The 13,796-nt window shown below is 60.1% G+C and carries 9 protein-coding genes, 1 tRNA gene, 2 rRNA genes and 6 pseudogenes; 4 read left to right on the top strand and 14 right to left on the bottom strand.

The features are described 5' to 3' along the window. The first annotated feature begins 46 nt into the window (after window positions 1-46). The 3 genes from SJ05684_RS12505 to SJ05684_RS12495 all read left to right on the top strand — a co-directional run bounded on the left by SJ05684_RS12505 (window position 47) and on the right by SJ05684_RS12495 (window position 3,401). Window positions 47-2,845, top strand: a 23S ribosomal RNA gene (locus SJ05684_RS12505). A gap of 241 nt (window positions 2,846-3,086) precedes the next feature. Continuing rightward, window positions 3,087-3,201: ribosomal RNA gene (gene rrf / locus SJ05684_RS12500) — 5S ribosomal RNA — on the top strand. Window positions 3,202-3,324: 123 nt separating this feature from the next. Continuing rightward, window positions 3,325-3,401: transfer RNA gene (locus tag SJ05684_RS12495), tRNA-Met, on the top strand. A gap of 152 nt (window positions 3,402-3,553) precedes the next feature. On the opposite strand, the pseudogene SJ05684_RS29645 reads toward SJ05684_RS12495, so the two are convergent. From SJ05684_RS29645 to SJ05684_RS12440, 14 genes and pseudogenes are all read right to left on the bottom strand, one after another. Continuing rightward, window positions 3,554-3,690: pseudogene (locus SJ05684_RS29645) on the bottom strand (integrase core domain-containing protein); the annotation flags it as partial. Window positions 3,691-3,757: 67 nt separating this feature from the next. Next, on the bottom strand, window positions 3,758-4,339 hold the full coding sequence (locus SJ05684_RS12490; RefSeq protein WP_034856432.1) for a dienelactone hydrolase family protein: 582 nt from the start codon (window positions 4,337-4,339) through the stop codon (window positions 3,758-3,760). A gap of 143 nt (window positions 4,340-4,482) precedes the next feature. Further along, window positions 4,483-6,009: pseudogene (gene tnpC / locus SJ05684_RS12485) on the bottom strand (IS66 family transposase). A 72-nt stretch (window positions 6,010-6,081) separates the two neighbouring features. Continuing rightward, a pseudogene (gene tnpB, locus SJ05684_RS12480) lies at window positions 6,082-6,438 on the bottom strand (IS66 family insertion sequence element accessory protein TnpB). After that, entirely contained in the window at window positions 6,435-6,623 is a 189-nt protein-coding gene (locus tag SJ05684_RS30025) for a hypothetical protein (RefSeq protein WP_162098818.1), read from the bottom strand. The pseudogene tnpB and the gene SJ05684_RS30025 overlap by 4 nt, the downstream one beginning before the upstream one ends. Before the next feature lie 34 nt (window positions 6,624-6,657). Continuing rightward, window positions 6,658-6,941: pseudogene (locus tag SJ05684_RS31175) on the bottom strand (integrase core domain-containing protein); the annotation flags it as partial. After that, a pseudogene (locus tag SJ05684_RS31170) lies at window positions 6,935-7,173 on the bottom strand (transposase); the annotation flags it as partial. The pseudogenes SJ05684_RS31170 and SJ05684_RS31175, both read right to left, overlap by 7 nt. 96 nt (window positions 7,174-7,269) lie before the next feature. Then, complete coding sequence (locus SJ05684_RS12470; RefSeq protein WP_034856433.1) at window positions 7,270-7,605, bottom strand: cytochrome C oxidase subunit IV family protein; 336 nt, start codon at window positions 7,603-7,605, stop codon at window positions 7,270-7,272. Between the two features lie 11 nt (window positions 7,606-7,616). Further along, window positions 7,617-8,339: a heme-copper oxidase subunit III family protein gene (locus tag SJ05684_RS12465; RefSeq protein WP_034856434.1), complete on the bottom strand. Its 723-nt coding sequence runs from the start codon at window positions 8,337-8,339 to the stop codon at window positions 7,617-7,619. 11 nt (window positions 8,340-8,350) lie between these two features. Then, window positions 8,351-9,049, bottom strand: a complete 699-nt coding sequence (locus SJ05684_RS12460; RefSeq protein ID WP_095694260.1) for a cytochrome c oxidase subunit 3 — start codon at window positions 9,047-9,049, stop codon at window positions 8,351-8,353. Then, on the bottom strand, window positions 9,046-10,824 hold the full coding sequence (gene ctaD / locus SJ05684_RS12455) for a cytochrome c oxidase subunit I (RefSeq protein ID WP_095694259.1): 1,779 nt from the start codon (window positions 10,822-10,824) through the stop codon (window positions 9,046-9,048). The genes SJ05684_RS12460 and ctaD overlap by 4 nt, the downstream gene beginning before the upstream one ends. A 23-nt stretch (window positions 10,825-10,847) precedes the next feature. Further along, the gene (locus SJ05684_RS12450) at window positions 10,848-11,702 is read right to left on the bottom strand and encodes a cytochrome c oxidase subunit II (RefSeq protein WP_034856441.1); all 855 of its coding nucleotides are present in this window, start codon (window positions 11,700-11,702) and stop codon (window positions 10,848-10,850) included. A 136-nt stretch (window positions 11,703-11,838) separates the two neighbouring features. After that, entirely contained in the window at window positions 11,839-12,225 is a 387-nt protein-coding gene (locus SJ05684_RS12445) for a c-type cytochrome (RefSeq protein ID WP_034856444.1), read from the bottom strand. Window positions 12,226-12,688: 463 nt separating this feature from the next. Next, on the bottom strand, window positions 12,689-13,381 hold the full coding sequence (locus SJ05684_RS12440; protein WP_034856446.1) for a GntR family transcriptional regulator: 693 nt from the start codon (window positions 13,379-13,381) through the stop codon (window positions 12,689-12,691). A gap of 117 nt (window positions 13,382-13,498) precedes the next feature. Here SJ05684_RS12440 and SJ05684_RS30395 point away from each other — a divergent pair. Then, a pseudogene (locus SJ05684_RS30395) lies at window positions 13,499-13,776 on the top strand (glutamine synthetase); the annotation flags it as partial. Window positions 13,777-13,796 lie beyond the last annotated feature (20 nt).

Here is a 13,796-nt window from a genome sequence, read left to right as displayed (position 1 = left end):
AGGTTTGCCAGATCCAGCAAAGACGATGAGCATTGGCAATGAGAACGATCAAGTGTCAAAAGGGCATTTGGTGGATGCCTTGGCATGCACAGGCGATGAAGGACGTGATACGCTGCGATAAGCCGTGGGGAGCTGCGAATGAGCTTTGATCCATGGATCTCCGAATGGGGAAACCCACCTTAGATGCTTGGAAAATTTAAGCCGTGCGAGAGCACGGCTTAGGTTTCCAAGCATTGTTACAAGGTATCTTATTCTGAATTCAATAGGGATAAGAAGCGAACGCAGGGAACTGAAACATCTAAGTACCTGCAGGAAAGGACATCAACCGAGACTCCGCAAGTAGTGGCGAGCGAACGCGGACCAGGCCAGTGGCAATGAGGAATGAAGTGGAACGATCTGGAAAGGTCGGCCGTAGCGGGTGACAGCCCCGTACACGTAGAACACTCATTGTCCTTGAGTAAGGCGGGACACGTGAAATCCTGTCTGAACATGGGGAGACCACTCTCCAAGCCTAAGTACTCGTGCATGACCGATAGCGAACAAGTACCGTGAGGGAAAGGTGAAAAGCACCCCGACAAGGGGAGTGAAATAGAACCTGAAACCGGATGCCTACAAACAGTCGGAGCCCGCAAGGGTGACGGCGTACCTTTTGTATAATGGGTCAACGACTTAGTGTGACATGCAAGCTTAAGCCGGTAGGTGGAGGCGTAGCGAAAGCGAGTCTGAATAGGGCGCCTTAGTATGTCGCATTAGACCCGAAACCGAGTGATCTAGCCATGAGCAGGTTGAAGGTTGGGTAACACCAACTGGAGGACCGAACCCGCATCTGTTGCAATAGATTGGGATGACTTGTGGCTAGGGGTGAAAGGCCAATCAAACTCGGAAATAGCTGGTTCTCCGCGAAATCTATTTAGGTAGAGCGTCGACCGAATACCCCGGGGGTAGAGCACTGGATGGGCTATGGGGACTCACCGTCTTACTGATCCTAACCAAACTCCGAATACCGGGGAGTACTAGTCGGCAGACACACGGCGGGTGCTAACGTCCGTCGTGAAGAGGGCAACAACCCTGACCTCCAGCTAAGGTCCCCAAGTCATGGCTAAGTGGGAAAGGATGTGAGGATCCCAAAACAACCAGGATGTTGGCTTAGAAGCAGCCATCATTTAAAGAAAGCGTAACAGCTCACTGGTCTAAACAAGGGTCTTTGCGCCGAAAATGTAACGGGGCTGAAGCCATGCACCGAAGCTGAGGATTTGATCGCAAGATCAAGTGGTAGCGGAGCGTTCCGTAAGCCTGTGAAGGGATACCCGTGAGGGGTCCTGGAGGTATCGGAAGTGCGAATGTTGACATGAGTAACGATAAAGAGGGTGAGAGACCCTCTCGCCGAAAGACCAAGGGTTCCTGCTTAAAGTTAATCTGAGCAGGGTTAGCCGGCCCCTAAGACGAGGCGGACACGCGTAGTCGATGGGAACCACGTTAATATTCGTGGGCCTGGTGGTAGTGACGGATCGCTTAACTTGTCCGGACTTAATGGATTGTCCGGGCTTGGACGCGGTCCCAGGAAATAGCTCCACCGTATAGACCGTACCCGAAACCGACACAGGTGGTCAGGTAGAGTATACCAAGGCGCTTGAGAGAACTGCGTTGAAGGAACTCGGCAAATTGCACGCGTAACTTCGGAAGAAGCGTGACCCCATTATGGGCAACCATGATGGGGTGGCACAGACCAGGGGGTAGCGACTGTTTATCAAAAACACAGGGCTCTGCGAAGTCGCAAGACGACGTATAGGGTCTGACGCCTGCCCGGTGCTGGAAGGTTAAGAGGAGGGGTGCAAGCTCTGAATCGAAGCCCCAGTAAACGGCGGCCGTAACTATAACGGTCCTAAGGTAGCGAAATTCCTTGTCGGGTAAGTTCCGACCTGCACGAATGGCGTAACGACTTCCCCGCTGTCTCCAACGCAGACTCAGTGAAATTGAATTCCCCGTGAAGATGCGGGGTTCCTGCGGTCAGACGGAAAGACCCCGTGCACCTTTACTATAGCTTTACACTGGCATTCGTGTCGGCATGTGTAGGATAGGTGGTAGGCTTTGAAGCAGGGACGCCAGTTCCTGTGGAGCCGTCCTTGAAATACCACCCTTATCGTCATGGATGTCTAACCGCGGTCCGTCATCCGGATCCGGGACAGTGTATGGTGGGTAGTTTGACTGGGGCGGTCGCCTCCGAAAGAGTAACGGAGGCGCGCGATGGTGGGCTCAGAGCGGTCGGAAATCGCTCGTCGAGTGCAATGGCATAAGCCCGCCTGACTGCGAGACTGACAAGTCGAGCAGAGACGAAAGTCGGTCATAGTGATCCGGTGGTCCCGCGTGGAAGGGCCATCGCTCAACGGATAAAAGGTACGCCGGGGATAACAGGCTGATGACCCCCAAGAGTCCATATCGACGGGGTTGTTTGGCACCTCGATGTCGGCTCATCGCATCCTGGGGCTGGAGCAGGTCCCAAGGGTTTGGCTGTTCGCCAATTAAAGCGGTACGTGAGCTGGGTTCAGAACGTCGTGAGACAGTTCGGTCCCTATCTGCCGTGGGTGTAGGAATATTGACAGGATCTGTCCCTAGTACGAGAGGACCGGGATGGACATATCTCTGGTGGACCTGTTGTCCTGCCAAGGGCATAGCAGGGTAGCTATATATGGAAGGGATAACCGCTGAAGGCATCTAAGCGGGAAACCCACCTGAAAACGAGTATTCCCTTGAGAACCGTGGAAGACGACCACGTTGATAGGCCGGGTGTGGAAGTGCGGCAACGCATGAAGCTTACCGGTACTAATCGTTCGATCGGCTTGATCGTTCTTGTTGCCTATGCTCATCAAACGAAGTTTGATGATGCTATCTTCTGTCCTCACGCGGTCGCGATCCAAAGATCGCTACGCTGCGGACGGCGCCCCGGACGTCCGGCGGCTCGGCTTTGCCGGCTGCTGGAGTGATCCGGATAAGACGCAAAGACGTGTTCAAAAAAACGAAGCAACAGCTTCACCAGCTTCTCAAATCAGTTTGCTCCCCTCCGGGGAGCAAAGCTTGCGCTTTGCCGACCTGGTGGTTCTGGCGGGGTGGCTGCACCCGTTCCCATTCCGAACACGGCCGTGAAACGCCCCAGCGCCGATGGTACTTCGTCTCAAGACGCGGGAGAGTAGGTCGCTGCCAGGTCTGCAAAGCGCAAGATAAACGCCGCTCCCCTTCGAGGCCAAGCCGAGAAGGAAGAAGGCTGCGGCAAAAAAACATCTTCTCACACACACGCCAAAAACGGCGAACAAACAACTCGAAAAATAACGCGGGGTGGAGCAGCCCGGTAGCTCGTCAGGCTCATAACCTGAAGGCCGCAGGTTCAAATCCTGCCCCCGCAACCAAATCATAACAACAGCCTTCCAAATCCCCGTCCAAACAACGGGGATTTTTGCGTTGACGTGTTCTTCTCAACCACATCGGAACAGCGCCGTGCGTCTTTTCAGACGCGCAAAGATCACTGTAAGCGCATTTTGCTTGACCTCGCCCCCAAATTTTATCCAGTTTTGAGTTCACTCCAGCGGTTTTGGGTTGCTGCATCTGCCGCGGCTTGACGGTCTGGGCGAACTCTGCAGGCGTCAGCCAGCCGAAGCCGGAGTGCGGTCGGTGATCGTTGTAGTCACGGCGCCAGCTGATTGAGCGTAAGCGCTGTTGCGGGACCACCGTTCGGACTGAGCTCAAGCCAAGACGCCGGCATGGATCAGACGCGATCCAGGAACTCAAGCACTCGGATGGTGAGTAGCGCGGTCGCATCCGCGTCGTACGACGGGAGCGAGCTGTCGGCGAAGTAGTGTTGATCGCCGGAGTACAGGAAAAGCTCCGCGTCCTCGACCTTCTCTACGATCTCGCGTGCGGCGTCGATGTCGCCCTCGCCGACGAAGATCGGGTCGTTGTCCATACCGTGGATTTGGACCGCGACGCCGTCCGGCCAGGGTCCGAAGGCCCACTCGCCACTGATCGGCAGGCAAGAGTAGAAGAGCAGCGCTCCGCGGGCTCCGGGCCGTGTCTGTGCAAGCTTCTGTGCCGGCAGCACACCGAACGAGAATCCGGCGTAGACGAGCTCGGGAGGCAGTTCGTCGGCGACGCGGACGCCGCGCTCCCGCATTTCGTCGAATCCGGTTTCACCGATGTGGGCGAGACCCTCATCGATACTCTGGAACGTGCGTCCGTCGAACAGGTCCGGCGCGTGCACGATGTGACCCGTGGCCCGCAAGTCGTCGGCGAACGCGCGCACACCCGGGGTCAGCCCCTGTGCGTGGTGGAACAGCAAGACCTCAGCCATATGGAGCCTCCGGGATGGTCGGGCGCACGTTCGATCACTCTATAGCGTCATCGCCTCGCCGGGAAGAATGCGGACACGTTATAGGAGTAACGTCTGCGACCCGGGTGACGGCCGTCATAATTCGGCTCGAATAAGCGGTGCTCTCAGGCCACGGCCTTGGGCTTCGTGCTTGCGGCGTAAGCCCCAGGCAGCAGGTCATCGAGTTGGCTATTCGGATGGCCGTTGACGATCCTGCTGAGGACGTCGGCCAGATAGGCAAGCGGCTCGACGTCATTGAGCTTGGCGGGTTCGATCAGCGAAGCAATGGTCGCCCATTGCTCGGCTCCGGCGTCGGAGCCGGCGAAGAGTGCGTTTTTCCGGTTGAGCGCGATCGGTCGGATCGAGCGTTCGACGGTGTTGGAATCGATCTCGATGCGACCGTCGTCGATGAAACGGGTGAGCCCCTCCCAGCGTGAGAGCGCATATGCCTCGGCGAGCTTCGTCTTCTGGCTGATTAGAGCGAGTTGTTCGCGCAGCCAGGGTGCGAGACCATCAGCGATCGGGCGACTCTTTTGTTGGCGTACGGCACGACGCTCATCCTGCGTCTGTCCGCGTATCTCGTCCTCGATGCGATAGAGCTCGGCGATGCGTTTGAGCGCCTCGCCGGCGATCGGCGCGGGACCGGCAGCCGCCAGCTCGTAAAAGCGCCGACGGACATGGCTCCAGCAGAAGGCCAAGGATACAGCATCCTTCTCGGCGAGCGGTCGGTAGCCGCTGTAGCCATCAACTTGAAGGATGCCGCTAGAGCCGTCGAGATGGGTCATCGGCCGCTCGGCCTTGCGGTCCGGCGCGTAGACATAGGCCACGCCGGGCGGATCGTTGCCCTGCCATGGTCGATCGTCGCGAGCATAGGCCCAAAGCTGGCCTGTCTTGGTCTTGCCACGCCCCGGATCAAGAACCGGAGCGGTGGTCTCGTCGGCAAAGAACTTGGAGGATGCCTTCAGGTGATCAAGCAGCCGCTGGTGGACCGGACGCAGGTGCCAGGCGGCACGACCGACCCAGTCGGCAAGTGTCGAACGATCGAGGTCGATCCCCTGCCGCTAGTAGATTTGCGCCTGCCGATAGAGCGGCAAGTGATCGGCGTATTTAGAGACCAGCACCTGGGCGACCGTCGCCTCCGTCGGAATGCCGCCTTCGATCAGCCGCGCGGGAGACGGAGCCTGAACGACGACGTCCTCGCAGGCACGGCAGGCATACTTCGGGCGGCGCACGACCAGGACCCGGAACTGGGCCGGAACGATGTCGAACTTCTCGCTGACATCCTCACCGATCCGGTGAAGCGGATGTTCGCAGCAGGGGCAGGCATGGTCATCGATGTCGACGACCGTTTCGACGCGCGGCAGATGGGCGGGAAGCGAGCCGCGATTGCTCCGGCGTTTTGCCGTCCGTGCCTGACGCTCCGCGATGGCAGCCTGCGCCTTTTCCTCGTCCGCGGCCGCCTCGATCTGCTCCGCTTCTTCGAGGCCAAGCAGAAGCTGGTCCTCGGGCAAGGTCTCGGCCCGGCGGCCGAAGCGGTGGCGCTGCAACTCCTTGATGATCTGGCGCAGCCGCGCATTCTCCGCTTCGCGCGAAAGCACCATCGCCTTCAGCGTCTCTAGGTCGTCGGGAAGCTCGTCCGCCGTCATCGTCATGGGCGCAACAGAGCATATTCGTTGGCCTGAGGGCAGAGCCTCCACGCCCCTGATTCAATTGGTCGCGGACCCTTAGCCGGGTGTTACGGGAACACGCGCCGGGTCTCTGGCGTGGACGCGTTTCCAGTCCAGTCCCTCGAACAGCGCTGAGAACTGTGCCGCGGTCAGATGCATGACACCATCCTGCATCTTCGGCCAGCGGAACTCGCCATCCTCAAGGCGCTTGGCGACGAGACACATCCCGGTGCCATCCCAGAAGATCAGCTTGATCCGATCGGTTCGTTTCGCCCGGAACACGTAAACCGTGCCGGAGAATGGATCGCCTCCCAGCTCCGCCTTCACCAGCGCAGCCAGTCATTCGGCCCCCTTGCGGAAGTCGATCGGCCCGGTGGCAATCATCACCCGGACGGTACCCGACGGCCCGATCACGCTTGCGCTCTCAGCGCCTGGATGACCGCGGCGATCGTCGCAGCATCGGTGCCAGCCGCAATTCTGATCGTAGCTTCGCCGATCTCCAGTTCGATCGCCGCTCTTGGGGCCGCGGTTTTGGCTGCTATCTTCCGGCGACGCGCTGGCGGTTCCTCCGCCGCCTCGATCACCGCCGGCACAAACATTGGCGGCGAACCCTCCTCCTGCCGGCGTCGGGCCAGCTGATTGAGCATGGTTCAGAGACGAAAAGAGCGTTTCATTCAAGAACTCGTCCCGCAGCCGACCACTGAAGCTCTCGAATGAAGGCGTTCTGGATCGGCTTGCCGGGGGCTATCAGTGCCAATCCACCTTCGTTCGATCCGTCCATTGCAGGATCGTGTTACCGGTGAACTCGCTGCCGGTGTCGCTGACGATCATCCTCGCTTTGCCGCGCTCCTCGAGGATCCGGTCGACCTCACGGGCAACACGAGGCTGAACAGTGAGGTATCGGCGACGAGAGCCAGGCGTCATCGAGCGTGGCATCCGCCAAGAGCCGCTTCAGCTTGGTGTTCTCGTCCTCCAGCGTCTTCAGCCGCTTGGCTTCGGACACCTCCAAGCCGCCGAACTTCGCTTTCCATTTGTAGATGCTGGCATCGCTGACGCCGTGTGGCGGCACAGTTCCGAGTCCGGTGTGCCCGCCTCGTGCTCCTTCAGATTGCCGATGATCTGCTCGTCTGTGAAACGGTTGCGCTTCATTCCCTGGTCAATGGGCCAGAGCTTACTTCAAGATGGATTATTTCGACGGAGCAAGGTCAAGGCTTCCGAAAATCGGGTACGATTTGCGGGTCGATGCTAGGGCGCGGAGCCGAAGAAGGCGAGGCGGGTGAAGAGGATGTAGTTCGATTCCGATACCATCAGCGCCACGAAGACAAGCACCAGCAGTGGCGGCAGCAGCACCGCGTAGATCAGAGCGAGGCGCTCCCAGGCCATATGCATGAACACGGCGATGATGAGACCGGCCTTCAGCATCATGAATATCAGGATCAGCGACCAGCGCAGAAATCCCTCCAGGCCGAAATAATCGACCAGGTATGATAAGGCGCTGAGGACGAACAGCAGGCCCCAGACCAGGAGATAGAGCTTGATCGGGTGCTGTTGTTGTTCCGCATGTGCCTCCGCGTGGGCCATGATATCTCTCCTCACCACAGATAGAAGAACGCGAAGATGAAGACCCAGACCAGATCGACGAAGTGCCAGTAGAGTCCGGTGATTTCGACGATCTCGTAGCGGCCCTTGCGGCTGGTGAAGAAACCGCGCCGCTCGGTTTCGAAGTCGCCACGCCAGACCTTGCGGGCGACGATCAGCAGGAAGATCACGCCGAAGGTGACGTGGGTTCCGTGAAAGCCGGTGATCATGAAGAAGGACGAGCCGAACTGCGCGGCGCCCCAAGGGTTGCCCCATGGCCGCACGCCTTCGGAGATCAGCTTCGACCACTCGAAGGCCTGCATGCCGACGAAGGTGGCGCCGAAGAAGGCGGTAACCAGCATCAGCGCGGCAGTTTTGCGCCGATCGCGGCGATAGCCATAATTGACCGCCATCGCCATGGTGCCGCTCGAGGAGATCAGCACGAACGTCATGATGGCGATCAGGATCAGCGGCATGTGCGTCCCGGCAATCTCGAGCGCGAAAACCTCGCTCGGGTTCGGCCAGGGAACGGTGGTCGACATCCGCGCTGCCATGTAGGCGAGCAGGAAACAGCCGAAGACGAAGGTGTCGCTCAGAAGAAAGATCCACATCATGGCCTTTCCCCAGGAGACGTTCTTGAAAGTTCGCTGATCCGAAGCCCAATCCGCCGCGAGTCCCGCCAGACCGGACGGGTGGTGGAAGGTTTCTGCTGCGGGGGGCTTCAACGGGGCGGACATTTTCGCGGCTCCTAGGTCAGCAATTGGCGGCAGAAGGCGACGACTTCGTTCGCCCAGCCGGAGAGCAGGGCAAAGAGAACCAGCCAGACCGCCAGCATGAAATGCCAGTAGATGGCGCAGAGCTCGATCGAGAGCCGCGTCCGGCGGTCGAAGCCCGTATCCCAGGCACGCATGGTGACGCGTCCGAGCGCAGCGAGCCCGCCGAGGATATGCAAGCCGTGCAGGCCAGTCAGCATGTAGAAGAAACTATTGGCGGGGTTGCTGGCAAGGAGATAGCCGGCATCGATCAGTGCCCGCCAGGCGAAGAGCTGTCCGACGAGAAAGGCAAGTCCCGCGGCCAGTGCGGCGAGGAGGCCGGTTCGCGCCGCCTCACGATGCTGCCACTCCGCCTCGAGCTTCGTCCAATGCAGGGCGGCGCTGGCGAGCGCCAGGATTGCGGTATTGACCCAGAGGAAGCCCGGCAAGGGCAGCGCGCCCCAGTCGGACGAGGCCATGCGCATGAAATAGGCGCTGAACGAGAGCGCGAACAAGGAACCGACGACGGCGAGGAAGACGCCTAGTCCGACCTTAGCCGCGGGCAGGGGAGCCGCGCGGCGGTGGTCGTGCGCGTGTCCGACTTCGAGCCAGGGTTTCGACGCCAGTCGCTGTTGAGCGAGCCACCAGACGATGACGGCGGCGATTGCCGCCATGAATATCAGCACGACGCTCATGGGCCGGCCTCATGGCTGGTGTGGCCCGGGGTCTGCTGGTTCTGCGGGATGAAATCCTCCGGCGCACCGGGGACGCTGTAATCATAGGCCCAGCGGTAGACGACCGGCAGTTCCTTGCCCCAGTTGCCGTGGGGTGGCGGTGTCACGGGCGTCTGCCATTCGAGCGTCGTCGCCCGCCAGGGATTGCCGCCCGCCTCCCGGCCGTAGCGCAGGCTCCAGACGAGGTTGAAGAGGAAGACGATCTGTGCGGCGCCGACGATCAGAGCCATGATGCTGATAAAGGCGTTGAGGTCGTGGATGGAAGGGGAAACGAAAGCCGCGTCGCCAAGTTCGTGGTAACGCCGCGGGACGCCGACGAGCCCGAGATAATGCATCGGGAAGAAAATCGCATAGGCGCCGACGAAGGTGATCCAGAAATGGATGTGGCCCAGCGTATCGTTGAGCATGCGTCCGGTGATCTTCGGGTACCAATGGTAGATCGCGCCGAAGATGACGAGGATCGGCGCTACGCCCATGACCATGTGAAAATGCGCGACGACGAACATCGTGTCCGAGAGCGGGACGTCGACAACGACGTTGCCGAGGAAGAGGCCGGTCAGTCCACCATTGACGAAGGTGACGATGAAAGCCAGCGCAAACAGCATCGGCAGGGTCAGGTGAATGTTGCCGCGCCAGAGCGTCAGCACCCAATTATAGACCTTGATGGCGGTCGGGACAGCAATGATCAGCGTCGTCGTGGCGAAGAAGAAGCCGAAGTAGGGGTTCATCCCGCTGACATACATGTGATGCGCCCAGACGATGAAGGAAAGGCCGCCAATGATGACGATCGCAAAGACCATCATGCGGTAACCGAAGATGTTCTTGCGCGCATGCGTGCTGATGAGATCGGAGACGATGCCGAAGGCGGGCAGTGCCACGATATAGACCTCGGGATGGCCGAAAAACCAGAAGAGGTGCTGGAACAGGATCGGACTGCCGCCGCCATACTGCAATTGTTCGCCCATTTCGACAATCGCCGGCATGAAGAAGCTGGTGCCGAGCAGCCGATCGAAGAGCATCATGACACAGGCGACGAATAGGGCAGGGAAGGCCAGCAGCGCCATCACCGTCGCCGTGAAGATGCCCCAGACGGTGAGCGGCATCCGCATCAGCGTCATGCCGCGGGTGCGGCCCTGAAGCACGGTGACCGCATAGTTGAGGCCGCCCATGGTGAAGCCGATGATGAAGATGATCAGCGAGGAGAGCATCAGGATGATGCCCCAGTCCCTGCCGCCCGGCGTGCCGGAAAGGACCGCCTGCGGCGGGTAGAGGGTCCAGCCGGCGCCGGTCGGCCCGCCGGGCACGAAGAAGCTCGCGACGAGAACGAGCACGGCGAGCAGGTAGATCCAGTAGCTCAGCATGTTGGCGTAGGGGAACACCATGTCGCGCGCGCCGACCATCAGCGGAATGAGATAGTTGCCGAAGCCGCCGAGAAAGAGCGCGGTCAGCAGGTAGATCACCATGATCATGCCGTGCATGGTGATGTACTGGTAATAGCTCTCGGCATCCACCAGTTCGAACGTGTCCGGAAAGCCGAGTTGCAGACGCATCAGCCAGGAGAGCACCAGCGCCACCAATCCGATGGCGATCGCGGTGGTCGCATATTGGATGGCGATGACCTTCGCATCCTGGCTGAAGACGTAACGCGTCCACCAGCTGTGCGGATGGTAAAGCTCAACATCCTCGACTTCGGGGGGCGGCAGCGCCTCGCCAATACCGGACCGGACGTCGACCATCTTATGTCCTCCCAGTTGCTACCTCACGGCGTCTCCGATTGCGCCGCTGCCGCGGCAACAGCCGTTGCCGCCGGCCCCGCATCGGGCGATGCCGTCAATTGCGAAAACGTCTGCTGCTCGGCAAGCCAGGCCTGATAGTCTTCCTCCGTGTCGACGACGACGGTGCCGCGCATCTGCGCATGACCGACGCCGCAAAGCTCGGCGCAGAGGATCTCGAAGGTGCCGGTCCGCGTGGGGGTAAACCAGAAATAGGTGATCATGCCCGGGACCATGTCCATCTTGGCGCGGAACTCCGGAACATAGAAGTCGTGCAGCACGTCGACGGAGCGGAGCAGCATCTTGACGGGCTTGCCGACGGGCAGATGCAACTCGCCGGTTTCGACGATAACGTCATCGAGGCTCGCGGCGTCGTTCCGATTGACCCCGAGCGGGTTTTCCGGCGTCACGTCGCGTGCGTCCGTTGTGCCCAGCTTCCCATCGGCCCCGGGCAGGCGGAAATTCCAGAGCCATTGCTGCCCCACCACTTCCACTTCGGCCGCCCCTTCCGGCACGGTGACGAACTGGTTCCAGACGAATAGCCCCGGCGCCAGCATTGCCGCGACGCCGAGCGTGGTGCCTGTCGCGAGCCAGCTCTCCAGCCTCCGGTTTTCCGGCTCGTAGTCCGCAGTACTGCCCGGTCGGTGGCGAAAGCGCAGAACGCAGTAGGCCATGAACAGCACAATGGCAACGAAGGCGATGCCGGTGATCCAGAAGGTGATGATGATGGTATTGTCGATGTAATTCCAGTTGGAGGCGATCGGAGTCCACCACCAAGGACTGAGCACATGGAACAAGACCGACCCGAGGGCCAAGAGTACCAGAATCACTACCACGGCCATTTCCTGTCCCTCCCCGCCACGATCGGCCGTGAGACGAATACTTAATCCGCAGCGTTCCGATCAGAATTATTGCACGAACGGAAAATACTGGCAAATCGCCCGTTAGAAGTGCGGTCCCTCCACCCGAGGGGTTGCGCTACTGCGAATGTTGCTTCAGGAAGGCGATCACGTTGGTAAGATCTTCCTCTTCCTTGAGGCCGGGGAACACCATCTTGGTTCCCTTGATCATGGCCCTGGGATCGCGAAGATAGTCCCGCAATGCCGCCTCATCCCAAACGAGGCCTTCTTCCCCCGCCTTCACCATGGCCGGAGAATAGCGGAACTTCGGATGCGTGCCCGCGGTCCTGCCGATGATGTTCTGCAGCGAAGGCCCGACCCTGTTCTGGTCCTTGTCCACGACGTGGCAAGCGGTGCATTTCTTGAAGACGGTGGCGCCAGCCTCGGCATCGCCCTCTTGCGCAAGGGCGGCGACCGGACAGAGCAGGAGTGCCGAAACAGACAGGGCAGCAATCGGATTTCGCATCGTACATCCTCATTTCGCCGGGCGCCGCGCCGAGGAAGAGTGTCGTCAATTCATGGCTTTGGCAGTATCTATTTCTCTCGGAGATTCAGCGCCGGGCATTCGATACTGGCGACACAAGAAAGCTAGTCTTCCTCGCGGAGAAGTCAATCGTCACTGCGAGCCGTCGCATGCCTCGTCGGGTCGTATTCGGCTCAGGGAAAGCGACGGGCCGCGACAGTGACCTTCTCGGCGCTGTTGAGGTCAGTGGCGGCGCGGATCAGACACGCCGTCCGTCGCGATCGAAGAAGTGCAGGCCGCGCGCCGGAAGCAGACCGGATAGTTCCGGACGCGGAGCGATGGCTGGTAAAGGCCTTGAAGCTCGAGCGGCCGAGCGAAAATGCAGGATGCGCTTGAGCTGTTGCCGCTACGGCGACCTTGAATTGCTGCATGTCTCCTTGCATCACGGTCGATTTAGGAGAGGTGCTTAGCCCGCGAGTGCCAAAAGCTTGCCGATCGCCTGACGATCGAGGCCGCCGATCCCTTCGCGGATATCGGCGTCGATCGCCTCGGCCACGGCGTTCTCGTCGCGTCGCCGCAGGGCTTCAATCGCCTCGCGATGGCGGTCGACGATGTAGAGTTCGGTGACGTGTTCCATGGCGATGCCGAGGATCGGTCCAAGTTGCAGCCAGAGGCTTTCAATCAGCGGCATGGCGACCTGGTCGGGGTTGGCCAAGTAAATTTGTCGGTGGAATTTTTGGTTGGCGATCAATGCCTCGGCCTTCGCGCCCGCCGATATCGCCGCCGCGATCGCCTCGTCCATCGCGACGATCCGATCGATCTGTCGATCGGAAAGATGGGCGACCGCCCGGCGCGCCGCATGGCATTCAATTGCGATGCGGAGCGAGACCAGTTCCTCGAAACGGGAGGGGGTGATTTTCGGCACGACGATGCGGCGGTTCTCCAGCAGTTGCAGGGCGCCGATCGAGGTCAGTCGACGCAGCGCCTCGCGTACCGGCGTCGGGCTGCTCTCCAATGCTTCGGCAAGCCCCCGAATTGTGATCGAGGTTCCCGGCCGGAAGGCGCCGACCATGATCGCCTGTCTGAGCCGCTCGAAGGCATAGTCGTGCGTGGTCATGCCTGCGGGCCGCGGGAGGTCTGGCAAGACGAGTGTTGTCAAGAGCTTCGATTTCCTTCGACGATCTGCGCGTGCGGCTGACGTCCGCGGCAAGCTTGACTCTAGATTCAAAATTATGTCAACTTTCTGAGAATGTGATCACAAAAGAAGATTTGCGATATGTCCTTCGATGATCCGAGCGCGTTCAAGGGCTGGCTGGAACAAAACGGACCGATCGAGAGCATCGAAGCGGCGATCTGCGATCGGAACGGCATCATGCGCGGCAAGCGCGTGCCAGTGGAACAGGCGTCGAAGGTGCTCGGCGGCGGCATCCGTATGCCGTTGTCGATCGTCGGCGTCGATGTCTGGGCGAGGACATCATCGGCAGCGAACTGGTATTCGCGACCGGCGATCGCGACGGCATTTGCGGCGTCACTGGGCGAGGGGCCCTGCCGGTCGAGGTCGGTCCGATCGTTGC

The organism is Sinorhizobium sojae CCBAU 05684, assembly GCF_002288525.1.
Taxonomy (GTDB): Bacteria; Pseudomonadota; Alphaproteobacteria; order Rhizobiales; family Rhizobiaceae; genus Sinorhizobium; species Sinorhizobium sojae.
The sequence above is the reverse complement of the archived record's forward strand: the minus strand, read 5'-3'. Positions and strand labels throughout refer to the sequence as shown.